Origin of the sequence: Streptomyces sp. NPDC057877, assembly GCF_042796855.1 — a bacterium.
In the GTDB taxonomy this organism is placed as follows: Bacteria; Actinomycetota; Actinomycetes; order Streptomycetales; family Streptomycetaceae; genus Streptomyces.
On the sequence record NZ_JBHVMS010000008.1, the window covers coordinates 204940 to 230995 of the forward strand.

General features: G+C 73.9%; 22 protein-coding genes. 8 read left to right on the top strand and 14 right to left on the bottom strand.

Features of this window, described 5'->3' with window-relative positions; genetic code table 11:
- Positions 1 to 16: 16 nt before the first annotated feature.
- Genes ACFVQG_RS25170 through ACFVQG_RS25180 form a run of 3 tightly spaced genes read left to right on the top strand, consistent with a single transcriptional unit; the run spans position 17 to position 2945 of the window.
- Positions 17 to 1585, top strand: a complete 1569-nt coding sequence (locus ACFVQG_RS25170) for a 4-coumarate--CoA ligase family protein (protein ID WP_383387549.1) — start codon at positions 17 to 19, stop codon at positions 1583 to 1585.
- Positions 1582 to 2316 carry an enoyl-CoA hydratase family protein gene (locus ACFVQG_RS25175; RefSeq protein WP_383387550.1) on the top strand — a complete coding sequence of 245 codons (735 nt, stop codon included), beginning with the start codon at positions 1582 to 1584 and terminating at the stop codon, positions 2314 to 2316. The genes ACFVQG_RS25170 and ACFVQG_RS25175 overlap by 4 nt, the downstream gene beginning before the upstream one ends.
- Positions 2304 to 2945 carry a TetR/AcrR family transcriptional regulator gene (locus tag ACFVQG_RS25180; protein WP_383387552.1) on the top strand — a complete coding sequence of 214 codons (642 nt, stop codon included), beginning with the start codon at positions 2304 to 2306 and terminating at the stop codon, positions 2943 to 2945. Before ACFVQG_RS25175 ends, ACFVQG_RS25180 begins: the two co-directional genes overlap by 13 nt.
- Positions 2946 to 2954: 9 nt before the next feature.
- Here the strand turns inward: ACFVQG_RS25180 and pdxH are convergent, their stop codons facing one another.
- Positions 2955 to 3638 (bottom strand): pyridoxamine 5'-phosphate oxidase, encoded by a 684-nt coding sequence (gene pdxH / locus ACFVQG_RS25185; protein ID WP_383387554.1) that lies wholly within the window; start codon positions 3636 to 3638, stop codon positions 2955 to 2957.
- 298 nt (positions 3639 to 3936) lie between these two features.
- On the opposite strand from pdxH, the gene ACFVQG_RS25190 reads away from it, so the two are divergent.
- Positions 3937 to 5037, top strand: a complete 1101-nt coding sequence (locus tag ACFVQG_RS25190) for a citrate synthase 2 (RefSeq protein WP_383387556.1) — start codon at positions 3937 to 3939, stop codon at positions 5035 to 5037.
- A 468-nt stretch (positions 5038 to 5505) separates the two neighbouring features.
- On the opposite strand, the gene ACFVQG_RS25195 is transcribed toward ACFVQG_RS25190, so the two are convergent.
- The 3 genes from ACFVQG_RS25195 to ACFVQG_RS25205 form a co-directional block, all read right to left on the bottom strand.
- On the bottom strand, positions 5506 to 5829 hold the full coding sequence (locus tag ACFVQG_RS25195; RefSeq protein ID WP_383387558.1) for an HIT family protein: 324 nt from the start codon (positions 5827 to 5829) through the stop codon (positions 5506 to 5508).
- 170 nt (positions 5830 to 5999) lie between these two features.
- On the bottom strand, positions 6000 to 6872 hold the full coding sequence (locus ACFVQG_RS25200) for an alpha/beta fold hydrolase (RefSeq protein WP_383388089.1): 873 nt from the start codon (positions 6870 to 6872) through the stop codon (positions 6000 to 6002).
- A 611-nt stretch (positions 6873 to 7483) separates the two neighbouring features.
- Positions 7484 to 8176 carry a metal-dependent transcriptional regulator gene (locus ACFVQG_RS25205; RefSeq protein WP_383387560.1) on the bottom strand — a complete coding sequence of 231 codons (693 nt, stop codon included), beginning with the start codon at positions 8174 to 8176 and terminating at the stop codon, positions 7484 to 7486.
- Between the two features lie 261 nt (positions 8177 to 8437).
- Here ACFVQG_RS25205 and ACFVQG_RS25210 point away from each other — a divergent pair, with 261 nt between their 5' ends.
- Positions 8438 to 9193 carry an SIS domain-containing protein gene (locus ACFVQG_RS25210; RefSeq protein ID WP_383387562.1) on the top strand — a complete coding sequence of 252 codons (756 nt, stop codon included), beginning with the start codon at positions 8438 to 8440 and terminating at the stop codon, positions 9191 to 9193.
- Positions 9194 to 9249: 56 nt separating this feature from the next.
- Here the strand turns inward: ACFVQG_RS25210 and ACFVQG_RS25215 are convergent, their stop codons facing one another.
- From ACFVQG_RS25215 to ACFVQG_RS25255, 9 genes are all read right to left on the bottom strand, one after another.
- Positions 9250 to 10647, bottom strand: a complete 1398-nt coding sequence (locus ACFVQG_RS25215) for a PAS domain-containing protein (RefSeq protein ID WP_383387564.1) — start codon at positions 10645 to 10647, stop codon at positions 9250 to 9252.
- Between the two features lie 170 nt (positions 10648 to 10817).
- Positions 10818 to 11288 carry a GNAT family N-acetyltransferase gene (locus tag ACFVQG_RS25220; protein ID WP_383387566.1) on the bottom strand — a complete coding sequence of 157 codons (471 nt, stop codon included), beginning with the start codon at positions 11286 to 11288 and terminating at the stop codon, positions 10818 to 10820.
- 13 nt (positions 11289 to 11301) lie between these two features.
- Positions 11302 to 12027, bottom strand: a complete 726-nt coding sequence (locus tag ACFVQG_RS25225; protein WP_383387567.1) for a hypothetical protein — start codon at positions 12025 to 12027, stop codon at positions 11302 to 11304.
- The gene (locus tag ACFVQG_RS25230) at positions 12024 to 12194 is read right to left on the bottom strand and encodes a hypothetical protein (protein WP_383387569.1); all 171 of its coding nucleotides are present in this window, start codon (positions 12192 to 12194) and stop codon (positions 12024 to 12026) included. The genes ACFVQG_RS25225 and ACFVQG_RS25230 overlap by 4 nt, the downstream gene beginning before the upstream one ends.
- Positions 12195 to 12224: 30 nt before the next feature.
- The gene (locus tag ACFVQG_RS25235; protein ID WP_383387571.1) at positions 12225 to 16496 is read right to left on the bottom strand and encodes a CHAT domain-containing protein; all 4272 of its coding nucleotides are present in this window, start codon (positions 16494 to 16496) and stop codon (positions 12225 to 12227) included.
- Positions 16497 to 16499: 3 nt separating this feature from the next.
- Positions 16500 to 17318, bottom strand: coding sequence for a hypothetical protein (locus ACFVQG_RS25240; RefSeq protein WP_383387573.1), 819 nt, complete (start codon positions 17316 to 17318; stop codon positions 16500 to 16502).
- A gap of 85 nt (positions 17319 to 17403) precedes the next feature.
- Entirely contained in the window at positions 17404 to 18996 is a 1593-nt protein-coding gene (locus ACFVQG_RS25245) for a transporter (RefSeq protein ID WP_383387575.1), read from the bottom strand.
- Complete coding sequence (locus tag ACFVQG_RS25250; protein WP_383387577.1) at positions 18993 to 19784, bottom strand: ABC transporter ATP-binding protein; 792 nt, start codon at positions 19782 to 19784, stop codon at positions 18993 to 18995. Before ACFVQG_RS25250 ends, ACFVQG_RS25245 begins: the two co-directional genes overlap by 4 nt.
- Positions 19785 to 19921: 137 nt before the next feature.
- Positions 19922 to 20584: a bifunctional DNA primase/polymerase gene (locus ACFVQG_RS25255; RefSeq protein WP_383387579.1), complete on the bottom strand. Its 663-nt coding sequence runs from the start codon at positions 20582 to 20584 to the stop codon at positions 19922 to 19924.
- A gap of 347 nt (positions 20585 to 20931) precedes the next feature.
- Between ACFVQG_RS25255 and ACFVQG_RS25260 the strand changes: the two genes are divergently transcribed.
- Together ACFVQG_RS25260 and ACFVQG_RS25265 are read left to right on the top strand one after the other, a co-directional pair.
- Positions 20932 to 22317, top strand: a complete 1386-nt coding sequence (locus tag ACFVQG_RS25260) for a transcriptional regulator (RefSeq protein ID WP_383387581.1) — start codon at positions 20932 to 20934, stop codon at positions 22315 to 22317.
- Positions 22318 to 22492: 175 nt separating this feature from the next.
- On the top strand, positions 22493 to 24058 hold the full coding sequence (locus ACFVQG_RS25265; protein WP_383387583.1) for a hypothetical protein: 1566 nt from the start codon (positions 22493 to 22495) through the stop codon (positions 24056 to 24058).
- Between the two features lie 20 nt (positions 24059 to 24078).
- Here ACFVQG_RS25265 and ACFVQG_RS25270 read toward each other — a convergent pair whose 3' ends face one another.
- Entirely contained in the window at positions 24079 to 25431 is a 1353-nt protein-coding gene (locus ACFVQG_RS25270) for an ABC transporter substrate-binding protein (protein ID WP_383387585.1), read from the bottom strand.
- A gap of 117 nt (positions 25432 to 25548) precedes the next feature.
- On the opposite strand from ACFVQG_RS25270, the gene ACFVQG_RS25275 reads away from it, so the two are divergent.
- On the top strand, positions 25549 to 26049 hold the full coding sequence (locus ACFVQG_RS25275; protein ID WP_383387587.1) for a hypothetical protein: 501 nt from the start codon (positions 25549 to 25551) through the stop codon (positions 26047 to 26049).
- Positions 26050 to 26056: the final 7 nt, after the last annotated feature.

The following is a 26056-nucleotide window of genomic DNA, read 5'->3' on the forward strand; positions in this document are numbered from 1 at the left end:
GTGCGAGGAGGAACCGATGTTCCGCAGCGAGTACGCAGACGTCCCACCCGTAGAACTGCCCATCCACGAGGCGGTCCTCGGCCGCGCCGCCGAGTTCGGGTCCATCCCGGCCCTGATCGACGGCACCGACGGCACCACCCTCACCTACGAGCAGCTGGACCGGTTCCACCGGCGCGTCGCCGCCGCGCTCGCCGAGACGGGCGTCCGCAAGGGCGACGTACTCGCCCTGCACAGCCCCAACACGATCGCCTTCCCCACCGCCTTCTACGCGGCCACCCGCGCGGGTGCCTCGGTCACCACCGTGCACCCGCTCGCGACCGCCGAGGAGTTCGCCAAGCAGCTCGGCGACTCCGCCGCCCGCTGGATCGTCACCGTCTCACCGCTGCTGGAGACCGCACGCCGGGCCGCCGAACTCGCGGGCGGCGTCCGGGAGATCTTCGTGTGCGACAGCGCACCGGGGCACCGCTCCCTGATCGACATGCTGGGCTCCACCGCCCCCGAACCCCAGGTGGAGATCGACCCGGCCGAGGACATCGCCGCCCTGCCGTACTCCTCCGGCACCACCGGCACCCCCAAGGGCGTGATGCTCACCCACCGGCAGATCGCCACCAACCTCGCCCAACTGGAGCCCAGCATCGGCGCCAGTCCCGGCGAACGCGTCCTCGCGGTGCTGCCGTTCTTCCACATCTACGGCCTCACCGCCCTGATGAACGCCCCCCTGCGCAACGGCGCCACCGTCGTCGTACTGCCCCGCTTCGACCTGGAGCAGTTCCTCGCCGCCATCCAGAACCACCGCATCACCGCGCTGTACGTGGCCCCGCCGATCGTGCTCGCCCTCGCCAAGCACCCGGCCGTCGCGCAGTACGACCTGTCGTCCCTGAAGTACGTCATCAGCGCCGCCGCCCCGCTGGACGCCGCCCTCGCCGCGGCCTGCTCGCAGCGGCTCGGCCTGCCGCCGGTGGGCCAGGCCTACGGCATGACGGAACTGTCCCCGGGCACCCACGTGGTCCCCCTGGACGCCATGCGCGAGGCCCCGCCCGGCACCGTCGGCAAGCTGATCGCGGGCACGGAGCTGCGGGTGGTCTCGCTCGACGACCCCGGCAAGGACCTCGGCCCCGGGGACAGCGGCGAGATCCTGATCCGCGGACCCCAGGTCATGAAGGGCTACCTCGGCCGCCCCGACGCCACCGCCGCGATGATCGACGAGGACGGCTGGCTGCACACCGGCGACGTCGGGTACGTCGACGAGGGCGGCTGGCTGTTCGTCGTCGACCGGGTGAAGGAACTCATCAAGTACAAGGGCTTCCAGGTGGCCCCCGCCGAACTGGAGGCCCTCCTGCTCACCCACCCCGGCATCGCCGACGCCGCCGTCATCGGCGTCTACAACGACGAGGGCAACGAGATACCGCGCGCCTTCGTCGTCCGCCAGCTCTCCGCGTCCGACCTCTCCGAGGGGGAGGTCATGATGTACGTCGCCGAACGCGTCGCCCCCTACAAGCGCGTCCGGGAGGTCGTCTTCATCGACGACGTGCCCCGCGCCGCGTCCGGCAAGATCCTGCGCCGACAGCTCAGGCAGGCCACATGACCGCGATCGGACGTACACGCGCGCGTGCCGTCGAGGTCGTCAGCCTCGACTCGCCGGACACCCGCAACGCCCTGTCCGCCGCGCTCGTCGACGCCCTCACGGGGGCACTGGCCGAGTGCGGCAAGGACGACGGCGTCCGCGCGGTCGTCCTCACCCACACCGGCAACACCTTCTGCGCCGGAGCGGACCTGCGCGACCCCCCGCACCCCGACGCCCTGGTGGACCTGCTGCGGCGAATCGTCGAGCTGCCGAAGCCGGTCGTCGCGCGGGTCACCGGCCACGTCCGCGCGGGCGGCCTGGGCCTGCTGGCCGCCTGCGACATCGCCGCCGCGTCCACCGCGGCCACCTTCGCCTTCACCGAGGTACGGATCGGGGTCGCGCCCGCGGTGATCTCCCTGCCGCTGCTGCCCCGCACCGACCCGCGCGCCCTCGCCCGCTACTACCTCACCGGCGAGCGCTTCGACGCCCCCGAGGCGGCCCGGATCGGCCTGCTGACGGCGGCGGGCGACGACGTCGACGCCGTCCTCGCACCCGTCCTGGACGGGCTGCGCCGATCCGCCCCCCAGGCGCTCGCCGAGACGAAACGGCTGCTCACGGCTAGGGTGCTGGAGGCATTCGACCGGGACGCGACCGAGCTGACCGCGCTCTCGGCCCGGCTGTTCACCTCCGCGCAGGCCCGCGAGGGGATGACGGCCTTCCTCGAACGACGGGATCCGGAATGGTTGGTGTGAGCACGGCCGAGCGCGCCGGAGGTGCGGAGCAGCGGGCCGAACGCAGGCCCAAGCAGGACCGCAGCCGGGCCACCCGGCAGCGGCTCCTCGAAGCCGCCGTGGCCTGCCTCGCCGCACACGGCTGGGCGGGCTCCACGGTCGCCGTCGTCGCCGAACGCGCGGGCGTCTCGCGCGGGGCCGCGCAGCACCACTTCCCGACCCGCGAGGACCTGTTCACGGCCGCCGTCGAGTACGTCGCCGAGGAGCGGTCCGAGGCCCTGCGCGCCCTGTTCCCGCAGGGCGCCCAGGGCGCGGGGGCCGACCGGCGGGCCGTCGTCGCCGCGCTCGTCGACCTGTACACCGGCCCCCTGTTCCGGGCCGCCCTGCACCTGTGGGTCGCCGCGTCCAACGAGGAGCAGCTACGAACCCGGGTGACCGAGCTGGAGGCCCGCGTGGGCCGGGAGACGCACCGTATCGCCGTGGAGCTGCTGGGCGCGGACGAGTCCCGGCCCGGCGTCCGTGAGACCGTCCAGGGCCTGCTGGACATGGCCCGCGGGCTCGGCCTCGCCAATCTGCTCACCGACGACGGACAGCGCCGGGAGCGCGTGGTGAGCCAGTGGGCGGTGCTGCTGGAGGAGACGCTCGGCTGAGGCCCCGGTTCAGGGCGCGAGCCGCTCCACCCGCCAGCTGCCGTCCGCCTGGGCGACGTACCGCAGCCGGTCGTGGAGCCGGTTCTCGCGGCCCTGCCAGAACTCCACCGTCTCCGGCGCCACCCGGAAGCCGCCCCAGTGCGGCGGCACCGGTACCTGCTCGCCCTCCGGATAGCGGGCGGCCAGCTCGGCGTACGAGGCGTCGAGTTCCGCGCGGGTGGCGACCACCGAGGACTGGGCGCTGGCCCAGGCGCCGAGCTGGGAGCCGTGCGGGCGGGTGCGGAAGTAGGCGGCGGTCTCGTCGCGGCCGGTGCGCCGCGCCACGCCGGTGACGATGACCTGGCGGGCCATGGGGTGCCAGGGGAACAGCAGCGAGACGTACGGGTTCGCGGCGAGGTCGCGGGCCTTGCGGGAGTCGTAGTTGGTGTAGAAGACGAAGCCCTGCTCGTCGAAGTGCTTCAGCAGCACCGTGCGCGAGCTGGGCCGTCCCTCGGCGTCGGCGGTGGCGACGACCATGGCGTTCGGCTCGAACAGGCGGCCCTCGGTCGCGGCCTGCTTGAACCAGCGCGCGAACTGCTCCACGGGCGTGGCGGCCAGGTCGTTCTCGGTGAGGCCCTGGGCCCGGTACTGCTTGCGCATCGCGGCGGGGTGGGGGACGTCGTCGGCGGGCAGGGCGGCGGCTGCGTCGGTCACGCGGTCATCTTGCCGTATGCACGGCGGCCGTTCGCCGTGGTGTCCGGCGGCTACGGTGTCCTTCGTCACTCCATGGCACTGAGTGCCGCAAAGTCTCCCCAGAAGTGGCACTCAGGGATATCGTGCGACCGCACGGGGCATCACAGGAGGGACGCGTCCAGGACCGCGAGCCGCACCGCACCCCGGCCGTGGATCCCAGGGCGTCAGGGCGTCAGGGCACCTCTCCACCCCGCCCGTCCGCCAGCCCACCTGTTCGTCGACAACCCCATCCGTCGCACACATCATGAGGAGCCGCCTGATGTCCGACTTCGTACCCGGACTCGAGGGAGTCGTCGCTTTCGAGACGGAGATCGCCGAACCGGACAAGGAGGGCGGTGCCCTCAGGTACCGCGGCGTCGACATCGAGGACCTCGTCGGCCATGTCTCGTTCGGCAACGTCTGGGGCCTGCTCGTCGACGGGGCCTTCAACCCCGGCCTGCCGCCCGCCGAGCCGTTCCCGATCCCCGTCCACTCCGGCGACATCCGCGTCGACGTACAGTCCGCGCTCGCCATGCTCGCGCCCGTGTGGGGCCTGAAGCCCCTCCTCGACATCGACGCCCGGCAGGCCCGCGACGACCTCGCCCGCGCCGCCGTGATGGCCCTGTCCTACGTCGCCCAGTCGGCGCGTGGCCAGGGGCTCCCCATGGTGCCGCAGCGCGAGATCGACAAGGCCCACTCCGTCGTCGAGCGCTTCATGATCCGCTGGCGGGGCGAGCCCGACCCCAAGCACGTCGCGGCCGTCGACGCCTACTGGACGTCCGCCGCCGAACACGGCATGAACGCCTCCACCTTCACCGCCCGCGTCATCGCCTCGACGGGCGCGGACGTCGCCGCGGCCCTCTCGGGTGCCGTGGGCGCGATGTCCGGCCCCCTGCACGGCGGCGCCCCCTCCCGCGTGCTCGGCATGATCGAGGAGATCGAGCGCACCGGAGACGCCGAGGCGTACGTCAAGCGTGCCCTCGACAAGGGGGAGCGCCTGATGGGCTTCGGCCACCGCGTCTACCGCGCCGAGGACCCCCGCGCGCGCGTCCTGCGCCGCACCGCCCGCGAACTGGGCGCCCCGCGCTTCGAGGTCGCCGAGGCCCTGGAGAAGGCCGCCCTCGCCGAACTCCACAGCCGCCGCCCCGACCGCGTCCTGGCCACCAACGTCGAGTTCTGGGCGGCCATCGTCCTGGACTTCGCCGAGGTCCCCGCGCACATGTTCACTTCCATGTTCACCTGCGCCCGCACAGCGGGCTGGTCCGCCCACATCCTCGAACAGAAGCACACCGGCCGCCTGGTCCGCCCCTCGGCCCGCTACGTCGGCCCGGGCACCCGCGACCCCCGCGAGATCGAGGGCTACGCGGACATCGCCCACTGACCCCCGCACGCAGACGACCCGCGAGTCTGGTTCCTCCAAGGAGGAGCCGGCCGGACGTACCGGCGACTCGCGGGTCGGGTGACTGCTGGGATTGGGCCGGCTGTACGCGTCTGTCACGCACGGGTCCGGCACCGCACTGGATGTGGTGACGGGCCGCTAGCCCGCAGCCACCTCACGCGTCCGGTATTCATACATTCGCCGGATCACCTCCCTTCGGTGTGCTTCACACCCTAGGAACCGGCCGACCACCGATCAACCGTTTTTTCGAGGCTTTGGGTTATGGCTTCGGAAGCTTCGCTTTCGAGGCGCCGGTGGCTTCGGCGGTGTCGTCCGGTGCGCTACCGGCGCTGAACCGTCACGCTCGGTGGTCTCGCGGGTGATCGCTCATCCGTGCGTACTTCCATGAATCGTCGAACGTGTGCACGGCGCGGGTGCTGAGCGATCCGCCTGCCGACCCCGGGGCGGCGGTCAGGCCAGCGCCTTCCGCAACCGGTCGCAGACCCGTTCCACGTCCGCCGCCTCGGGGAGGCACCCCGCCTCGCCCATGGCGACCTGCAACGCGGGACCGAAGGCGTCGAATCTGGCCATGTCCTCCGCCCTCGCGGGCTGCACGACGAAGTGGATGTGGCCGGGAACCCCCTGGGCGTGCGACCACAGGCACACGTAGACCTGCTCCGGGGCCATCACCTCGGTGACGGCGGCGCTGACCCGTCGCAGGAGAGGGCCCAGTTCGCTGGACTCCTGGGCGGTCAGCTCGGCGACGTGCACCACATGCCGGGCCGGTTTGACCACGGCCGTCCCCAGGCCCAGAGGTCCGACGCAGTGCTCTACCACCCATGCCCCAGTCCGCAGCAGGGTCCCACCCGGCAGCGGAGTCCTGCCCGCCGTGAGGTCACACGCCATGCACCCACCGGCCCGCAGGGGCATTCCTCTCGTCGTCGAAGCTTTCCGGCCATCACCGTTCACCGGGTGAGCACCCCGTCCAAGAACGGCTCGATCGCCGTCCGCCAGGACTCCGGCTGGTCGTAGTGGACCAGGTGGCCCGCGTCGGCGACCTCGGCGTATTCGCCGTGGGGGAGGACGCGGACCATTTCCTGGGCCTCGGCGCGGCCCAGTTCGCCGTCGAGGCCGCGGACGACGAGGGTGGGGCACTGGACCTGGGCGAGTTCCTCCCAGTGGGCGTCGTAGACCCAGGTCTCCCGGGACTTCAGCATCTGGGCGGGTTCGAAGACGGGGCGCCAGCCGTCGGGGCACTCGTGCATGACCTCGGCGTAGAACGCGCCGCGGGCCGGGTTGGGGCGTTCCACCCAGGGGTCGTCCTCGCCGAACCACTTGCGGACGTCGGCGAGGGTGGCGAAGGGGGTGGGCCAGGACTTGAACCAGTCCTCCCACTCGCGCTGGGAGGCGGCGCCGAGAGCGGAGGCCCGCATGTCACAGATGATCAGGCCGCGGACCAGGTCGGGGCGTTTGGCGGCGAGCTGCCAGGCGGTCAGGGCGCCCATGGCGTGGCCGATGAGGACGGCCGGGGCGAGGTCGAGCTGTTCGAGGGCGGCCTCCGCGTCCTCGACGTAGGCCTCGCGGGTGTAGAAGGCCTGTGGGGGCTTCTCGCTCTGGCCGTGGCCGCGCTGGTCGAGGGCGACGGCGCGGTGGCGGGCGGAGAGCCAGCGGGCGGTGGACGCCCAGTGCGAGGCGCGGCCCATCAGGCCGTGGAGTAACAGCACTCCGGGGGAGCGGTGGTGGGGATCGCTGTGCGGGTCGGGCTTCGGGGGGTCGCCGAACTCCCAGGCCGCGAGGCGTACGCCGGTCGCCCCGGTCACGTCGATGCGCCGCACCATTCGTTCTGGCACCCCCAAGCTCCGCTCGGACCGCTGTCGTGTGCGCTGTCGGTACCGCTGCCGCTCCGGCTGTTCTCCGGGCTCCCCCGTTCGTGTGCGCCGCCCCCGCAGGCTATCGAACTGCTATTCGAGATTGGGCCCTCGGTGAGCAACACCCCTCGTTCGAGTGACACCGCTCAAGGAATGATCCACGTCGCCGAGGGGAGATCTTCAGCGGGAGGCGGACCGCTCGGGGAAACCGGTCCGAGGGGAATGACCCTGAGAGCTCGGGGCTCCGGGTCAGAACAGGGGAGGACAGGCCCCGGCGCCGCACGGCGCCGGGGCCTTCAGCTCGTCCGCGGTGCATCCGCCCACCCCCTTGGGTCATATGCCCGGTCATATGCCCCCTGCGACAGCGTGGCACGCGAACCGGCCGAGCGCTGCGCTTCGGTACACCAAATCCTGGATGGGAATCCCGGATTGGATGCGATCGGTGACGCTCCGAGTGCTTGTCCGAGCGCTTCACCGAGTGCTTCTCCGAGCGCTTCACCGGGGGCGGTCGCGCGGCACCACCATACGGCGCTCCCCGGCGCTTCAACCGTCCCCGGAGCCCCGGGAGTTGACGCCCGTCGTCAGCGCTTGGCGACGAACACGTGCGACGCGACGTCCGACTCCAGCTCGGCCGCCTCGCCGCCGGAGCCCACCAGCACCCCGCCCGCGGACTCCGTCACGCTGACCACCGACCCGGGCTGCACGCCCGCGCGGCGCAGCGTGTACATCAGCTGCGCGTCCGTCTGGATCGGCTCGCCGATACGGCGCACCACGACAGTCTTGCCCTCCAGGCCCGGGTCGAGATCGGCCAGCGAGACCATGCCCTCGTCGAGGAACGGGTCCGCGCCGTCCTTCTCGCCCAGCTCCTCCAGGCCCGGGATCGGGTTGCCGTACGGCGACTCGGTCGGGTGGCGCAGCAGCTCGAGCACCCGGCGCTCCACCGCCTCGCTCATCACGTGCTCCCAGCGGCAGGCCTCGGCGTGCACCTGCTCCCACTCCAGGCCGATCACGTCGACGAGCAGGCATTCGGCGAGCCGGTGCTTGCGCATCACCCGGGTGGCCAGCCGACGGCCCTCGTCGGTCAGCTCCAGATGCCGGTCGGCGGCCACGGACACCAGACCGTCGCGCTCCATCCGCGCCACCGTCTGGCTGACCGTCGGCCCGCTCTGGTCGAGCCGCTCGGCGATCCGGGCGCGCATGGGGACCACACCTTCCTCCTCCAGCTCGAGGATGGTGCGGAGATACATCTCCGTGGTGTCGATCAGTCCGGACATACGTGCCCCTCGATGAGATCTGCCGAAGGCTGGACGGCCTTGCGGCGCGTGCGCTGGCCCTGGACTCAATTCTGACGCATAGCGCTGACAACCGTGCCGCGCCGCTGAAACGCGGGGGTTACGCCGGTCCGCGCCCGGCCCGGCGGGGCCCGGCGGGACCCCTTCGGCGCGCCGGGGGCGCACAGGTCGCGGCCGTATTGACACGGCACTGGTCCAGACCGCACCGTGATCCGCGACACTTCCACCGCGAAGGGGCACCGCATGGGCGACAGTACGCCGGCCGACCAGTACTTCGACGCCGCGATCGGCCTGCTGCAGCGGGTGCGCGACGAGGAGGCCGGGGCCATCGCCGCCGCGGGCACGCTCCTCGCCGACACGGTCGCCGCGGGCGGACGGCTGTTCGCGTTCGGTGCGGGGCACTCCTCGCTGCCCGCGCAGGATGTCGTGTACCGGGCGGGTGGCCTCGCCCTGATGAACCTGCTCGCCGCGCCCGGCGTCGTGGGCGTCGACGTGATGCCCGCCACCCTCGGCTCGGCGCTGGAGCGCGTCGAGGGGTTCGCGAGCGCGGTCCTGGACAGCTCGCCGGTCCGCGCGGGCGACGCACTGGTGATCATCTCCCTGTCCGGCCGTAACGCGCTGCCGGTGGAGATGGCCCTGCACGCCCACACCCTCGGTGTGAAGGTGATCGGCGTGACCTCGGTGGCGTACGCCAGCGAGACCGCGTCGCGGCACGTCTCGGGCACCTTCCTGAAGGACCACTGCGACATCGTCCTGGACTCGAAGATCGCCGTCGGCGACGCGGAACTCACCCTCGACACGGTCCCCGCCCCCTTCGCCCCCGCCTCCACGGTCGTCACCTCGGCCCTCCTCCAGGCCGTCATGGCCGAGACGGCCGCCACCCTCGCCGCCCGCGGCACCGAGCCGCCGCTGCTGCGCTCGGGCAACGTGGACGGCGGTCTGGAGTGGAACAGCCACGTCTTCCAGCAGTACGGGGACCGGATCTTCTACCGGCACTGATCCCTCTCCGGTCGCCGGTTCTCCCTCTCCTGCGGCGCTGATCCGGCCCGGCGGCCCTATGCGTCCCGGTCCATGCCCGCCACCCCCGCCAGATCCAGCGCCGCCGCGATCCGCCCGGCGACGTCCTCGGCGTAGGCGAGGTCGGAGCGTTCGAACTGGGTTCGGCCGCCGCCGCGCAGGAACGTCACGACGCCGAGTGTGCGCCCCCGGCTGCGCAGCACCGCGCACAGCGCGTGCACGGTGTCCGGCGGCCACTGCCGGGCCGTCGCCCACGCGCGTGCCTGGTCGGCCGGTACGGCGCCGACCCCGGCCCGCACCGTGCCGGAGCGTTCGACGCACTGGAGGGCGGGGTGCCCGTCGCCGTACCGCACGGGCAGCCCGGCGCCCGAGGCCGCGAGGCTGGGACCCGGGGCGCCCGAGGGGGTGGCGGCGAACCGCACCAGCCGGACGGGCCCGGCGGTCGCCGCGTCGGTCAGCGGGCCGCCCGCGACCTTGTCGACCAGCGCGTGGTCGGCGAACCCGGCGAGCGCGAAGTCCAGATGGACGGTGGCCGCCTCGGCGGGGTCCTCGCACTCGGCGGCGGCCCGTGCGGCTCTGTGCAGCTGGTTGGTGCGGAACCGCAGCAGGGACGCCTCCTGCTCGCCCTGCTTGGCCTCGGTGACGTCCTGGAACAGCCACCCGACGCCGAGCGGCACCGGCTCCTCCGCGAGCGGCGAGGCCAGCCGGACGAACCCGCAGCGCCAGCAGCGCCGCTTCTCGCCGTCCAGGGTGCGCACGCTCACCCAGATCTCGGCGGGCGCGGGCGGCGCGCCCTCGGCCAGCACATGGGTGAGCGCGCTCTCCAGCTCCTCCACGCCCTGCGCGAGCAGCTCTCCGAGAGGCCGCCCCAGGACCGCCGTACGGCCGATGCCGAGCGCGCGGGCCGCGTGCGCGTTGACGACCGCGGGCCGCAGATCGGCGTCGACGAGGACGACACCCCAGCTGGCGTCCTCGAACAGGGCCTCGCTCAGCGCGATGGACCGCTCCAGGTCGATCTGCGCGTGCACCTCGCTGAAGGCGCAGTACACGCCCGCGGGCTTGCCGTCCGGGCCGCGTACGGCCGCCGACTGGGTGCGTACGAGGACCCGGCCGCCGTCCTTGGTGACCAGCGCGAACTCGTGCACCTGGCGGCCGGGGGCGTGCATCGCGGACATCAGGCGCGCCTCGACGTCCTGGGCGTCGGCGCTGCGCACGGCCCAGCCGGTCAGGCCCTGCCGCCCGACGGCCTCGGTGGCGCTCCAGCCGAGGATCCGCTCCGCCTCGCGGTTCCAGTGGGTGACGACGCCGTCGGCGTCGAAGGCGCACAGGGCGGCGTCCATGCCGTCGAGCAGGGCGGCGAGGAGATCGGCACCATCGCGCTCGGGCTCGTCGGGGCCCAGTTCGTCGGTGGTCCCACTACGCCGGGAAGCACTCACCTGGACCCCCTGAACGCTGCGTCCGCACGTTACGGAGCGTCGGTTTGCTCACTTGCGGTCATTCAACTTGAACGTGATGCAGCCCACATATGGTTCCCGCAAAGATTGCGAGGAATCGTTGCACAGCGGAAACGTTTCGGCCCTCTTTGGTCCTCGCCGGTCACGGGCTGTCAGCGATCGTCGGCGGCCCGTCGCAGATCGACCCACTCGTCGCTCTCCCCGGGCAGCACGTACCGCTCGACTTCGGCGAAGCCATGTGCCGCAGCGAACCGCAACCCGTCGGCGTTGGCCGCCAGGACGACCGTGTCGATCACCTCGGCGCCCAGCACGCGCGCCTGCGCCACGCCCTGCTCGTAGAGCGCGGTACCGATGCCCCGCCCCCGGTGGGCGGGCAGCACGCGCGCGATGACCGTCGCCGCGTTCGCCGTACCGTCCTCGGCCGTGGCGGGCGGTCGCACGGTCGAGCAGCCGACGAGTACGTCACCGAGGTAGGCGTTGGCCAGCCGGTACCGTCCGGCGCGCTCCCGGGCCTCGTCCAGGGACATCGCGGCGGGCGGCACGATCGCGTCGTGGACGTGCCGCCACTGCTCCAGCATCGCCTCCCCGTCGACGGGTTCGATCCGCAGCCACTGAGGTGTCATGGACGGAACTCTGTCAGTTCCCGGTGACCGTCAGGAACCCCACCGCCCCCACCGCCACCAGCAGCACCGCGAGCAGGCACCAGCGGCGCGCGAGGTGCAGGGCGGCGCGGATCTGCCAGACGTGCGCCATGGCGAGCAGCCAGCGCACATACGGATCGGTGCGCGCCACGTTGGTGCGGGCGCGCCCCAGATGGTGGCGGAGCAGTTCGCGCAGCCGCGGGTCGGTCTCGGCGGCCAGCGCGCGCTGGATGTTCGCGGCGATGACGCGGTGCCGCAGCAGGTCGTCGACGCCGGTGGCGGCGGTGCCGAAGAAGTCGGCGGGGGCGGAGTCGATCAGCTCCCGCAGCCCGCGCAGCGCCGGGTCGGCGAGCGTGGCGGTCGTCGTCACCGGCGGCACCAGCACCCGGCTGACCTGCCAGACAGCCAGGCACACCCCGGCCAGCGCGAGCAGCAGCGCGGCACCGGCGACGGCCGCCTCACCGAGCCCGTGCACCTTGCCGACGGCGACCAGCGGGCCCCCGCCGATCAGCGCGGCACCGACCGCGCCGAACGCGCCGATCATCCAGCGCGCCGCCGCCCGCAGCTCGGGCACGGCGTCCAGCGGCGACGGCAGCGCGTCGAACGGGGTGCCCGGGAAACCGGTCGGGGTGCCCGTGAAGCCGGTCGGGGTGCCCGTGAAGCCGGTCGGGGTGCCCGCAACACCAGCGGCGGCCGGTTGTTCGGGCGGCGGGGAGGTCACGCCGTATCGCCGTCCCCCCGGCTGACCTGGCCGGTCCGGCTCACGGCACCCGGCTGCCACACCTCCTCGGGCACGTCCGGATACGGCACCCACTCTGCCCCGTCGTAGAACTCCAGGCTCCCGTCCGGCCCGTGCCGAACGGCGTTGACCTGCGGCTCCTCCTCCATACGACCCCCTCAGTCCGTGCCGCCACTATCTCAGCCCACCTTTCCCCCGATCCCGGTGAGGTAGTGCAGCACCGCCGTCACCACCGCCCGCTGCACCGGCTCCCGCAGCCGGTCCACGAGCCCGGGGTCCCGGCTGCCGTCGAGGATGTCGGCGAGGACGGGCGCCAGCGGGGCGAACACGGGGTCGGACCGCATGGACGTGAGGTTCTCGCGGGTGGCGTCGGCGGTGCCGGGGTCGCCCGCCGCCGCGCCGACGAGGTTGCCGAGCGCCAGGCTCATGTGCAGCGCGGGCCACAGGGCGACCGGCACCTCCGCCTCGCCGCGCAGCGCGGCCAGCGCGCGGGCCGCGACGGGCGCGTCCAGTGGCCCCAGAGCGTCGGCCACGCGCGCGTGCCGCTCACCGTCCAGCAGTCGCCGCACCACCCCGGCCAGCGGCGCGAACACCGGCGCCATCGCCTCGTAGCGGTCCAGGTGCTGACGCAGCTTCACCTTCGCCGCCGTGTTGCCGCCCGCGGCGGACACCAGCGCCGCGAGCGCGGGCTCCCACACGATGCCCCACGCCGCCGCCGCGACGGCCGCACCGGGGGCCGCGGTGACCGCCTCGTCCCGCGCCCTGCCGGTCAACCCCGCCAACAGCTCCCGCACCCGGCCCGCTTCGGGCGCCAGCCGCTCCAGCAGCCCGTCCAGGGCCACGCCGGGCACCTCGGCCACCCGCGCGCACAACTCGCGCGGGCCGTCGGGCGGCTCCGCCGACGGCCCGAACTCCCGCAGGTCGCCCACCACCGACTCCAGCGCGGCCACGGTCCGCCCACCGGTGAGGACCCCGAGCAGCGCCCCCGCCAGATGGTGGGCGACGGCACCGGCGCCGTCACGCGCGTGGGAGTGCAGATACGTGCCGAAGTTGGCGTGGGAGACGGCGATCGTCGCCGGGACGCCCGCGCGGTAGGCGTAGCGCAGACAGTCCCGGCCCCGCGCGAGAGCCGCCGCCCCGCGCCCGCGCGCGTCCTCCACGGTGGCGAACGCCCCGAACACCTCCCCCAGGTGCAGATCGTCCCCAGCGGCCTCGAAGACCTCCCGGCACTGCTCCAGCACCGCCAGCGCCTCCGCCGTACGGCCGAGCCGCAGCAGCGGCATGTACGCGGGGAAGCGGGCCTGCGCGAGATCCGTGGCCGCCGCCCCGCGCCCCGCCTTGACCGCGCACAGCTCCGCGTTGTACTCGACCGCCCGCGGCCACGCCTCCGCGTCGATCGCGGCCCGTTGGGCGGTGTCGCACAGCTCCTCCCACACCTCCCACCACGCCACCCCCTCCCCGGGCACGAACTCCCGTGGTGTGGCCCGCATGCGGCGCAGCAGGACGGCCGCCTCGTCCAGTACCCGGCCGCTCTCCGCCCGCTCCACCAGTACATGCAGCCGGTGCACCTCGCCGAGCAGCCGGGTCCAGGCGCAGAGACCGGCCACGCGCGCGTGCTCGATCTCGGCGTCCGCCAGGGCGAGCGCCTCGTCGAGCCGTCCGGTGCGCAGACACAGCCCGGCCAGCGCGCCCGCCGCCTCCGCCGCCGCCGCGTGGTCCCCGCGCGCCACGGCGGCGGCCAGGCCCGCGCGGTACTGCCGTTCCGCCGCCGTCGGGTCGGTCGCCCACAGCACCTCACGGAGCGCGCCGGTCGGCGGTGGCGCGCCCTGCCCCGTGGCGGCCAGCGCGGCGAGCTGCCGCAGCACGGGCAGGACGCGGGCCCGCGTGGGCTTGCTGTCGTCCCGCCGCAGTACCGCCTGCAGCAGCGCCTCGGCGCCCTCCCACAGCCGCGTCCGGATCAGATACGGCGCCGCCGACAGCCCCGCCCGCGCGAGCAGCGGACCGGCCAGCGGAGCCCCCTCGGCGCCGGTGCCCTCGCGCTGCCACGCCAGCTCGAAGACGCGGACCCAGTAGCCGGACATCCGGGTGTCCACCAGTTCCCGGAACGTCCGCCCGGCGCGGGCCCGCCCCTGTGCGGCGACGGCGGACTGGACGGCGTACGAGGGCTGCCCGCCCGCCGGTCCGGCCCACCGCGTCACCAGGCCGCAGGCGACCAGCGCGTCCAGTCCGGCGTCCAGCCCGGCGTCGGGGGAGTCGGCGGGGTGGCCGAGGCGGGCCCGCAGGTCGGGCCAGTTGTGGTCAATGGCGGGGCGGGTGCGATCGGCCTCCTCCAGGCAGCACAGGAACCGGAACAGGTCGCGGTGGGCGGGCGGCAGGCCGTCGGCGATCGCGTCGGTCCACGCGCCCAGGATCCGCAGCTGGTCGTCGTCGCCCGCGCCGTCCCGGCCGGTGCGGAAGAACCCCTCGGGCAGATCCCCGCCCGTCGGCCAGGCCCACCCCGTGGACCCCAGCAGCCCCGCCAGCCGCGCCGGGTCGGCCGCCTGCGCGTCGGCCAGCTCCAGCAGCCCGGGATGGCCCTGGGTGACGTCCAGTACGCCGGTGACGTAACGCCGCGCGGCGGCCGGTGCCGCGCCCGGCAACCGCCCTTTGGCGAGCCGCGCGAGATGCGGCAGCTCCCGCACGAGCAGTACCGCCTCGTCCGCCGTCAGCAGGTCCACCGGCACCGTGGGCACGCCCGCGCCCGGCCCCGGGGGCCGCGCCCGCCCGGTCAGCACCAGCCGCCCGGGCCCGCCGTGCGCCGACAGCGCGGCCAGCAGCGGCCCCCACCGCCCGTCCCGCCAGTCACCCTCGGCGGTGAGCAGCGCGTCCACGTCGTCCACGACGACCAGCAGCCGCCGCCGCTCCAGACACCCGACGACGGCCGCCACGAACCCCTCGAACCCCCCGCCACCCCCGTCCCCGCCCTTGTCCCCGCCCCCCTCCCCGCCCTTGTCCCCGCCCTCGTCCCCGCCGAGCAGCCCCACCCACCCGACCCCAGGCACCGCCCGCTCCAGCGCCACCGCGAACTCCACGAGCACGCCCCGCGCGTCCGTCTCCCGCCGCTTGGGCACCGCACACCACACGACAGCCTCGAAGGCGTGCTCGTGCGTGGCGACCAACTCGCGCGCGCACGCGGTCTTCCCGACGCCGGGCATCCCCACCAGTGCCACCCCGCACAGCCCACTGCGCGGCGCGAGCGCGGCACTGGCCCGCGCGAGCGGCCCGACCCGGCCGACGAAACGCTCCGGCAGCCCCGGCAGCCCGGCGCCCCCCGCCCCCGCCTCCACCTCCCCGGGCGGCGCCCCCAGCCGCAGCCCCACCGCCCGCTCCCCGAACAGCGCCGGAGTCACCACCTCCAGCGCCGAGCCGCCCGCCGAGTCACCCAGCGCCCCCGCGAGGGCGCTCGGCAGTGGCCGCCCCTCCACGATCAGCGCCCGGTACAGCCGCTCGGCCAGCCCGATCGCGAAGTCGTCCGCCACCGGAAACCGCATCGCCAGCACCGCGCACCCCAGCCGCCCGGCCAGCTCCCCCGCGAGCGCCCCGACCACCTCGGGAGCACCGTCCGCGCGGGCCTCCTCCTCCGGCCCGCCCGGCACCCCCAGCTCCCGCCACCGCTCCCGCACCACCACCGCCCCCGACCAGCAGGCCGACAACGTCACCAGCGACACCCCGCGAGCCGCCCCCAGCAGCTCCGCCAGCTCCCGCGCCCCCACCCGGTCCGGCCGCCCGGCGTCGTCCTCCAGGAGCAGCTCACCCGGCGTCCCGTGCGCCGAGATGTGCAGCACGTCCCAGCCCCGCGGGCGCTCCAGCACCGTACGGAGCCGCTCACGCGTGACGCCGTACTGGAGGGTCCGCACCTCCACCGCGCGCCCGCACCCGCCGAACAGCCGGGTCAGAGCGACCCGTTCGCGCCGCAGGTTCAGCACCCGGCTGCCCTCCGGCAGGCTGAACAGCGCCAGCACCCGCACGGGCCGCCCGGCCTCCCGCGCGGGAGGCACGGCACCGCCACCCACCCGCATCACGAGCGTCACCCCCCGCCCGGCCAGCGGCCCGCCACCCGCGTGGGCCAACTCCAGCGGCACGGACAGCAGGGCGCGCGCCTCGTCCGGCGCCACCACCCGCACCACCGCCGGAGCCGCCGCGAGCAGCGCCCCCGCCACCGGCCCCAGGACCCGCGCGCCGATCCACGCGCCCAGCTCCCGTACGATCTCCCGCTCCCGTGCCACCCGCTGGTCGGGTGGCGCATGGCGGCGTACGTGCCCGGGGAGGTCGAGGAAGGCCTCGTACTGCGGGCTGTCGCGGTCGAGCCGTACGTCGTGACCGGCGAGGACCCGTCCGTCCGGCCCGGTCAGCTCCCAGCGCCACCGGTCGAGCCCGGTGAAGTCCCGGACGGCGAGGACGAGTTCCCGCACGGCTCAGATCCCCAGGGTCCGCCGCAGGTAGCGGATCCGCTCCACCGCCCCCTGGACCTGACCGCGCGCGGGATGCGAGCGCGGGAACCTCCGCAGCGCCTCCTCGTACATCCGCTGCGCCTCGGCGGCGTGCCGCAGTTGCCCGGTCTGCACCAGCGCCAGCAGCACGCCGCCGAGGTTGACCGCGCGGACCGGGTACATCGGGTCCTTCTGCGGGGTGTCGTCCAGTGCCGCACGCGCGTGCGTGAGGGCCTCGTCCAGGGTGGCGGCGTCGGGGAACTTCTGGGCGCGGCGCAGCAGCGAGTTGGCGAGGTTGGACTCCTGACCGGCGTGCTCGGGGTGGCCGGCCGGGAGGATGTCGAGGCAGGAGCGGTACAGGGCGATGGCCTCGTCGATGTCCTGCCGCCGTCCGCCGCGGTCGAAGGCCTCCTGCAGGGAGGTGGCCAGCGAGGACATGTGGCGGCCCAGTTCGGGGTCGCCGGGCGGTGAGGCGTCGACGGCCTGTCTGCCGTAGGTCAGGGACCGCTCCAGCAGCGCGGGGTCGCGTTCGCGTTCCCAGCGCAGCCGGTACAGCATGCACAGCGCGGACAGCGCGGAGGCGTGGTGCGGATCGTCGGCGGGGTACTGGCCGCGGGCCGTCTCGGCCGCCAGTACGGCCCTGCGCAGCAGCCCCTGGTCGCCGGTGCGGCCGTAGGCCAGCCGCAGCGCGTCGGCGGTGTTCAGCGGATCGTCTTCCGCCTGCCCGGCCGCCCCCGCCCGTCCGGCCGGACCGGACGCATCGGAGTCACCGGACTTCCCGGACTTGCCGAACCATCTGGCCACACCCGCCCCCTACGCGTCGGTGGACGTCGATGGTACGGCCGCGGGCCCCAAGTCGACCCGGTACTGGGCGAGTTAATCGCTTACGTCAGCCCTTGCTCACCGCCGTCAGGATCTCCGGCAGCCGCGCGGCCGTCCGTGGCGCGGCGAGCCGCAGCCCCGCCAGGGTGATCGCCGCCCCGTACACCGCGCCGCCGGGCAGCAGCAGCCACGTCCAGTCGTCGCCGCCCGCGCTGGTGTGCAGCCAGATCGCCGCGGCGATGACCGGCGCGCACAGCAGGGCCGCCGCGACCATGCCGCCGAAGATGGAGATCCAGGCGAGCCCCGCCTGCCCGGGAGCGACGTTCTTGTAGCCCTCCTGCGGGATGGAGTACGGGAACCGCGCCGACGCCCACGCCCCGGTCGCCAGCATCGCGCCGAGCAGCGCGAACGACAACCCCAGCACCTCCGGCAGGCGCGCCCAGTCGCCGAGCATGGCCGTGGTCAGGACGGTGACGAGGGTGGCGTACGGCAGTGTGATCACCAGCAGGGCGAGGGCACGCGCGCGTAGTTCGACGTAGGCGTCACGCGGCGACGAGATGGTCATCGCGACCATCCAGAAGGCGGAGGTGTCCTGCCCGAACTGGTTGTACATGAGGATGCCCAGCATCCCGGCGGCGAAGCAGGCGAGGTAGACCGACCCGGTGCCCTGCAGGGCGTTGAACACCGGCACGATCAGCCCGATGGCCAGCGAGGTCACCCACGCGGCCTTGGTCTTCGGGTCGCGCCACACATAGCGCAGACCGCGCTCCATCACGGTCCCGGTCCGCCCGGCGGGCAGCAGCCGCGCGAGCCCGCTCTCCCCGGCCCGCTCCCGCGCCGCGCCGCCGCCCGAGGCCTGGAGGGTGGAGCCGTCCGGCGAGGTCATCAGCCGCTCCAGGTACCCCGCCCAGACGGCGACCAGCACCACCAGCGCGGCTCCGCTCAGCGCCAGTTGCAGCACCCCGGTCCCGTACGCCCCCTCGCCCACCGAGTCCACGGCGTCGATCGCGGACGCGGGCGGCACCCAGCGCAGCACGTCCGCGGCCGGGTCGAGCTGCCCGAGCCCGGCCCTGCCCAGCCGCTGAGCGCCGTAGTTGACGAGCTGCGCCCCCACCGCGATCACCAGCCCGCTCAGCACCGCCAGATCGCGCCCCTTGCGGCTGGTCAGCAGCCGTACGTTGGCGGCGGCGACGGCCCGCGCGAGCGCCACGCACACCAGCAGCGCCAGCGGCACGGCGACGACGGCGGTGACGTACGCGGCACCGCCGTGCGCCACCGCGATCACCGAACCGACGATCATGCACAGCGTGAACAGCGGCCCGATGCCCACCAGCGAGGCCGCGAGCAGCGCCCGCACCAGCGGCCGGGTCCGCAGCGGCAGCATCACGAGCCGGGTGGGGTCGAGGGTCTCGTCGCCGCTGGGGAAGAACAGCGGCATCACCGCCCAGCCGAGCGCCAGCAGCGCGACGAGCAGCACGACGACGGAGTCCGCGTGCGCGTGGCCGCGCAGCAGCACCAGACCGAGCAGCTGACCGGCGGCGAACAGCAGCGTGAGCACCCCGGACGCGATGTACGCGGCCCGCCGCCCGGCGGACTGCCGCAGCCCGTTGCGCAGCAGGGACAGCTTCAGCCGTACGAGGATGGCGGTGGCGCTCGTCATCGGGCCCCGCCGCCCAGCCAGTCGAGGTGGGCGGAGGCGTCCCGGCCGTTCGCGCCCACCAGTTCGAGGAACGCCTGCTGGAGGGTGGCGGCGTCGCCGCGCACCTCGGCGAGCGTCCCGGTCGCGCGGATGCGTCCGGCGGCCATCACGGCCACCCAGTCGCACAGCGACTCCACCAGCTCCATCACGTGGGAGGAGAAGACGACGGTGGCGCCGGAGGCGGTGTACCGCTCAAGGACGCCCCGGATGGTCTGCGCGGACACGGGGTCGACGCCCTCGAACGGCTCGTCCAGGAACAGCACTTCGGGGTTGTGCAGCAGGGCCGCCGCGAGCCCGATCTTCTTGCGCATGCCGGTCGAGTAGTCGACGACGAGCTTGTGCTGCGCCCCGGCCAGGTCGAGCACGTCGAGGAGCTGGGTGGTCCGCTTGTCGACCTCGGCGCCGGGAAGCCCCCGCAACCGGCCGGTGTACGCCAGCAGTTCGCGCCCCGACAGCCGCTCGAACAGCCGCAGCCCCTCCGGCAGCACCCCGATCCGCGCCTTGACCTCGACCGGGTCCCGCCACACGTCGTGCCCGACCACCTCGACGGTCCCCTGATCGGGCCGCAGCAGCCCCGTCACCATCGACAGCGTGGTGGTCTTCCCCGCCCCGTTCGGCCCGACCAGCCCGATGAACCGCCCGGCGGGCAACTCCAGATCGATGCCCCCGACGGCGACCTGCTCCCCGAACCGCTTCCAGAGCCCCCGGACATGAACGGCGACTGTCCCCACCACACCTGATTCGGCCATGCCCAAACCCTACGGCGGGGACCACGCCCCGAAGGGGCGCGGGGCTGTGCCGGTATGCGGCTCCGCCGCGCGGGCGGGCTCCACCACACACCACCCGCACCCGCCACCAAGAGATCAACCCGGCAGACGGAGAGGCGCTACCGATCCCGCCCACACGCATAGGCGAGCGGCGAGATCAACTCCTCCGCGTCCGGCAACCACCGATTCGCAGCCGTCGGCCGACAGGCCCACTGCACCGCCCCCCGCGACCCGAACCGCGTAGGCGGCGCGGCCACATACGCCCCCTCACCGAACGCCACCAGATCCAGCGACGCCGGCGACCACCCCAGCTTGCGCACCAGGTCCGGCAGCTTCACCGCCGCCCCCGGCAGCACGAAGAACTGCGTCCGCCGGTCCGGCGTGAGCGTCACCGGCCCCAGCGTCACCCCCATCCGCTCCATCCGGGCCAGTGCCAGGAACCCGGCCGTCTCCGGCACGGAGATCGCGTCGAAGGTACGTCCCGTCGGCAGCAGGATCGAGGCGTTGGGCTGCTTCTGCCACATGCGCCGCGCGACGGTCGCACTGCCCGTCGCCTGCGTCGCCCAGTCCGCGCGTGCGGGGTGCGCCCCCGGCGCATCGCAGACGGCGTTGCCACAGGAGCAGAGCTGCACGCCGTCGACGGCTTCCAGCCAGGTGCCGGGGAACACGTCCCAGTGGCGGTCCTCGGCGTAGCGAACGGCGGTCTCCAGCAGCGATTCCCCGCGCTGCTTCGGAATCTGGACGGCTTCGGTGGCCGGGATCGTCTCTTCCACGCTGAACACAACTCCCGCGCCCACCTCGGGTTACGGCCGGACCGCGCGCGGGGGAGGAGCACCGATCCCGCGTCCGGGGCGCACGGGTGCATGTGCGGGGGCGCGCAGGAGGATCCACGGCAGGAGCTGGGTAGCCAGGTGTGGGGGGACGACGCGGGTCGTTGGGTGAGGGGGCGACTCGAACCGCTTCCCGGCAATCCTCGCAAGCCTCGCATTTTCGGTATGTCCGCTGGGCATTGATCTTCACGGCCGGAACTCTTCGGTGCCCGGCACGGGCCGGTGACCGACGGGTTCGGGCCTGGAAGACACGTCAACTCGGTGCGCGGGCAGGCACCGCAGCCACAGGGGGTTACGCCATGGCCGCAAGGCCTCTCGTCGCTCGGCAGCCGAACGAACGGCTGCAGGCGCTCATCCAGGAAGCGGGTTGCTCCAACGCCGGACTGGCCCGCAGGGTCAACATGTGCGGCGCCGAGCACGGACTCGACCTGCGCTACGACAAGACGTCCGTGGCCCGTTGGCTGCGCGGGCAGCAGCCGCGCGGCCGGGCCCCGGCGATCATCGCAGAGGCGCTCGGGCGCAAACTCGGCCGTACGGTCACGATCGACGAGATCGGCATGGCCAACGGCAAGAACCTCGCGTCCGGCGTCGGCCTCCAGTTCTCGCCGACGGTACTGGGCGCCATCGAGCAGGTCTGCGAGCTGTGGCGCAGTGACGTGGGGCGCCGGGACTTCCTGTCCGGCTCCTCCGTCGCCGCGTCCGCGCTGGTCGAGCCCAGCCGGGACTGGCTGATCTCCGCGCCCGACTCCCAGGTGGCCCGCTCGGCGGGCCCGCGCGTGGGGCCGTCCGACGTGGCCGCCGTCCGCGCGATGACGCAGGCGCTGGTCGACCTCGACCACCAGTACGGCAGCGGGCACGTGCGTCCCGTCGTCGTGCACTACCTCAACAGCGTCGTCTCGGGGCTGCTCGCGGGCTCCTACCGGGAGTCCGTCGGGCGCGACCTGTTCGCCGCGGTCGCCCGGCTGACCGAGCTGGCCGGGTACATGGCCGTCGACACCGGTCAGCCGGGGCTGGCCCAGCGCTACTACATCCAGGCGCTGCGGCTGGCCCAGGCGGCCGGGGACCGCGGGTACGGCGGCTATGTGCTGGCCGCGTCGATGAGCCACCTCGCCGCCCAGCTGGGCAACCCGCGCGAGATCGCACAGCTCGCGCGGGCCGCGCAGGAAGGGGCACGCGGGCGGGTGACCCCCCGCGCGGAGGCGATGTTCCACGCCGCCGAGGCCCGCGGACACGCGCTGCTGGGCGACGTACGGTCCGCTCAGGCGTCGACCGGGCGGGCGATGAGCGCGATGGAGCAGGCCGACGACGCCTCCGGGGACGATCCCGCGTGGATCGCGCACTTCGACGAGGCGTACCTGGCGGACGAGCTGGCGCACTGCCACCGCGACCTCGGACATGCCGCGTCCGCGGCGCGGTACGCGCAGGAGTCCCTCTCCGGGCACCCCGAGGGCCGCGCCCGTCGACGGGCCATCGGTTACGTCCTGCTGGCCACCGCGCAGGTGCAGCAGCGCGAGGTCGAGCAGGCCTGCACCACGGGGCTGAAGGCCGTGGAACTCCTGGAGACCCTGCGCTCGAACCGGGGCGCCGAGTATCTGGAGGACCTCCAGCAGCGGCTGGAGCCCTACCGGGAGGAGCCGGTGGTGAGGGAGTTCGGGGCGCGGCTGGAGTTGCAGGCGGCTGCCTGATGGACACCTGACGGGCAAGTGGGCGCACGGGCAGCGTGGGGAACGGGCGACGGCCGGTGTTTGTTGCGCCGGTCACAGGGAAGGAGGGCCGGTTCTGTCCTGCGTGGCACCGGACTTGGCGGACCCGGTAGCGTGAGCCGACGATTCCGAAGGTCCCCCATTCGTAGGAGTCCCGGTGACGCAGAGTGGACAGGGCGAGGAGCCCTCGGCGCGGCACGCGCACGAAGGCATCGTGCTGCCCTCCGACGGTGGCGAACCGCTGCTGCCGGGTACGACGGCGGGGCCCGGCGGTCCGCAGCACGCCGCCCCGCCCGGAGGGCAGTCCTGGGGCCAGCCGTGGGGGCCCGGGCAGCCCTCGTCCGCGCCGCCGAACGAGGGCTGGGGCGCCGCGCCCGCCCAGGGGGAGGGCTGGGGCGGGCCGCCCGCCGACCAGTGGGGCGCGCAGGCGCCGGGCGCGCTCCCCCCGGAGGGGGCGCCCGCGCCGGGGTACGGCCAGATCGACCAGGCCACCCAGTACCTGCCGCCGGTCGCGCCCGGCGGTCACGGGGCGCCCGTCGACGACGGGGCCACCCAGTACATCCCGCCGATCACCTCCGCCCCCGCGCACGGCGTGCCGCAGGGCATCGACGAGGGGGCGACCCAGTACCTGCCGCCGGTGGGCCCGGGCGCGCTGCCGCCCGAGATGCCCGCCGCCGCGCCGCCCGCGGAGACGACGCAGTACCTCGGGCGCGTCCAGCAGCCGGGATCGGCGACGCACCAGCAGGGTTCGCCCCAGCAGCCCGGGTCGGCTCACCATCCCGGCCCCGGCCCCATGCCGTCCGCCGGTGGCCCCGACGCCGAGGCCACGCAGTACATACCCCCGGTGGCGGCCGGGACCCCGTACGGCCACCAGGCCCCGGAGGACCGGCAGCCGCCCGCCGAGTTCGCGGGCCTCTTCCGCAGCGATCCGGGCGGTGGCGGACCCGCCGGGGCCACCCAGCAACTGCCCCGCTTCGAGGAGCCGCCCGCCCGCTACTCCGCGCAGCCCGCGTACGACCCGCCGGGCGGCGGGCAGGGGCGGCGTGCCGCGCGGGTCGGCCACGACGGCGGCGGGCGGGGCGGCCGTACCGGCTCGCGGGTGCCGTTGTTCGCCGCCGTGGGCATCGCCATCGCGGTCGTCGGCGTCGGCGCGGGCGCGATGCTCGGCGGCGGCGGGGGCGAGGAGACCGACGGCTCCAAACCCGTGTCGGCGACGGCGCCCGCGACCGAGGAGTCCTCCGCCTCGCCGTCCCCGACCGTCGATCCGGCCCGGCAGCAGGCCGAGGATCTGGACAAGCTGCTGGCGGACAGCGGTGACAGCCGGGCCGCGGTGATCAAGGCGGTCGGCGATGTGAAGGCCTGCACCAACCTCGGCCAGGCGGCCAAGGACCTCAGGGACGCGGCGGCGCAGCGCAACGGCCTGGTCACCAGCCTGTCCGCGCTGTCGGTCGACAAGCTGCCCAACCACGGCCAGCTCACCGCCGCCCTCACCGAGGCGTGGAAGGCGTCCGCGTCCGCCGACACCCACTACGCGGCCTGGGCCGACCAGGTCGCGGGCAACAAGAAGCTGTGCCGCAAGGGCCAGGCGAGCAGCACCGGTCAGACCGCGGCGGGCAACCGCCAGAGCGGCGTCGCCAGCGCGCAGAAGACCAAGGCGGCCGGGCTGTGGAACTCGATCGCGAAGACGTACGGCCTGACCGAGCGGCAGCCCACCCAGCTGTGAGGCGGGCGGGCGCCGCCGGTTCAGTGGACCTCGGCGCCCTGGAGGGTCTCGGTCACATCGGTGAAGCCCTTGCGGGCCGCCACCAGCCGTCCGTCCCGTACGACCTGGAGGGTCACGTCGGCGTTGACGAGCCGGGGGAAGCCCACGGAGGCCAGCCGGTCCTGGAACTGCCAGCGCAGGGTCGGCGTCAGCCCGCCCGTGCTGATCTTGAACCCGCTGTCCAGCTTCCGCCGTACCGTGTCGGCGGACACCTCCCCGTCGCCGAGGCTCTCCACGACGGTCCTGAAGACGGTGTACGCGATCCAGGTGGTCTGCGCTCCGGCGTCCGCGGCGTCGATGCGGTTGTCGGAGAAGGCCTGCTCGCTGATCACCTTCTTCATGGCGCCCCACCGGTCGTCGCTCGCCACCGGGTACCAGCCGGTGACGTACGCCCCCTCGTACGGCCCCGACCCGCCGCCGGAGGCGTCGACGATCGTCTGGTCCGCGCTGCCGAGGACGGTGCCGGTGCGCACCTCGGGGAAGTCGGCGCGGGCGCGCCGGAAGGAGTCCATGAAGGTGCTGGTGCGGTCGCCGAGGGCGGGCACCACACAGCCCTTGTCGTCGTCGCCGGTCTCGCCGGTGGTGGTGTCGTCGGTGGTGGTGTCGCCGGTGTCCGCCGTGGCCTGCTGGAGCGCCTGCTGCGACTGCGCGGAGTACTCGGTGGCGTCCTCCGCCGCCCGTACGTCCTTGACGGGCTCGTGGCCGCCCGCCTCCAGGCCGGAGTTGAGCATCGCGGGCAGTTCGTCGCCCGCGATGGTGTCGGGGCGGACGAGTGCGACCGGCCCGCAGTTCGCGGCCAGGGCCTCACCGAGACCGGCGAGCAGCACCGGCTGGCCGCCGTTGACGGGGTAGGAGAGGGGGCTGGTGAACTCGGCGTTCGTGATGCCGTAGCCGCCTATGTACGGGATTCCGGCGCCCTCCAGGACGGGGAAGAAGGAGTCGGCGTGCTGGCTGTAGGAGCCGAGGACGGCGACGGCGTTCTCGTTGACGGCGCGGCGGGCGCACTTGGCGGCGGCCAGGCTCTCGTTGTGGTCGTTGCAGAGCAGGACCCTGAGCTTGCGGCCGTTGATGCCGCCGTTGCTGTTGACCCAGCGCGCATAGGCTTGCGCGAGGGCGGGCATGCCGGGTTTGTTGGTCGCGCTCGTCTCCGTCGGGGCCCAGGTCATGACGGTGATCGAGTCGTCCCCGGAGCCCCCCGTGACACCGGGGACGACCCCGCAGCCGACGGCGAGCGACGCGCACGCCACCAGGGCTCCCGCGCCGCGGGCTGCCGTTCTGACGGGCTTGGGGGAGTTGAGGCGGAATGTGCTGCGGATGCGTGGCCTGCCGGTCATGTCTCCGCACGATTCCGCCACACGACTAACCTTGGCGTGACCCTCGGTCAACGCATGGTGACGTCGAGGTGAATTACGGGGGCCGGTGGGACGGATGGGACGGAGAACGTACGATCGATGACCGTGCAAGGTTCGGAGAACTCTTCCCGTCGTGGCCGCCGCTCCTCCACCATGGGCGGCATGCCACTCAACGACATGCCGTGGTGGCGCTGGCGCAGCAATGTGCGCTCCGCGCTGCACATGCTCTCCGATCCGGTGTTCCAGCGGGACGTCTGGCTGGCCGGCGTGGACGGCTACGGAGACGTGACCGACGCCGTGTACCGGCTGGTCGAGGACACCTGGCTGGACCACTGGTCCGCCGAGAAGTACGTCGGCACGATCTTCCGTGACTCGCAGGAGGCCGCCCTCGTCGACACCGCCGTGCTGCGGGTGCTGCGGATCATGCACGCGGTCGGCCCCGACGCACCCGTCACCTCCTACGTCGAGCACCAGGGGTGGCCGGACGCCGTACGGGCCGCGCGGGACGCGCATGTGCGGATGGCGGTGAGTGACGGGGAGGACCCCGACACGCCGCCGCGCACCCTCGAGGTGCTGCGCATCCTGACCCGGTCCGCGTAGCGGACGG

What these genes read in the sequence shown, in the direction of transcription:
- ACFVQG_RS25180 (WP_383387552.1), top strand. Translation starts at nt 2,304, where the DNA reads ATGGTTGGTGTGAGCACGGCCGAGCGCGCCGGAGGTGCGGAGCAGCGG.
- ACFVQG_RS25175 (WP_383387550.1), top strand. Translation starts at nt 1,582, where the DNA reads ATGACCGCGATCGGACGTACACGCGCGCGTGCCGTCGAGGTCGTCAGC.
- ACFVQG_RS25170 (WP_383387549.1), top strand. Translation starts at nt 17, where the DNA reads ATGTTCCGCAGCGAGTACGCAGACGTCCCACCCGTAGAACTGCCCATC.
- ACFVQG_RS25260 (WP_383387581.1), top strand. Translation starts at nt 20,932, where the DNA reads ATGGCCGCAAGGCCTCTCGTCGCTCGGCAGCCGAACGAACGGCTGCAG.
- ACFVQG_RS25275 (WP_383387587.1), top strand. Translation starts at nt 25,549, where the DNA reads ATGACCGTGCAAGGTTCGGAGAACTCTTCCCGTCGTGGCCGCCGCTCC.
- ACFVQG_RS25250 (WP_383387577.1), bottom strand. Translation starts at nt 19,784, where the DNA reads ATGGCCGAATCAGGTGTGGTGGGGACAGTCGCCGTTCATGTCCGGGGG.
- ACFVQG_RS25210 (WP_383387562.1), top strand. Translation starts at nt 8,438, where the DNA reads ATGGGCGACAGTACGCCGGCCGACCAGTACTTCGACGCCGCGATCGGC.
- ACFVQG_RS25270 (WP_383387585.1), bottom strand. Translation starts at nt 25,431, where the DNA reads ATGACCGGCAGGCCACGCATCCGCAGCACATTCCGCCTCAACTCCCCC.
- ACFVQG_RS25200 (WP_383388089.1), bottom strand. Translation starts at nt 6,872, where the DNA reads ATGGTGCGGCGCATCGACGTGACCGGGGCGACCGGCGTACGCCTCGCG.
- ACFVQG_RS25230 (WP_383387569.1), bottom strand. Translation starts at nt 12,194, where the DNA reads ATGGAGGAGGAGCCGCAGGTCAACGCCGTTCGGCACGGGCCGGACGGG.
- ACFVQG_RS25245 (WP_383387575.1), bottom strand. Translation starts at nt 18,996, where the DNA reads ATGACGAGCGCCACCGCCATCCTCGTACGGCTGAAGCTGTCCCTGCTG.
- ACFVQG_RS25190 (WP_383387556.1), top strand. Translation starts at nt 3,937, where the DNA reads ATGTCCGACTTCGTACCCGGACTCGAGGGAGTCGTCGCTTTCGAGACG.
- ACFVQG_RS25220 (WP_383387566.1), bottom strand. Translation starts at nt 11,288, where the DNA reads ATGACACCTCAGTGGCTGCGGATCGAACCCGTCGACGGGGAGGCGATG.
- ACFVQG_RS25205 (WP_383387560.1), bottom strand. Translation starts at nt 8,176, where the DNA reads ATGTCCGGACTGATCGACACCACGGAGATGTATCTCCGCACCATCCTC.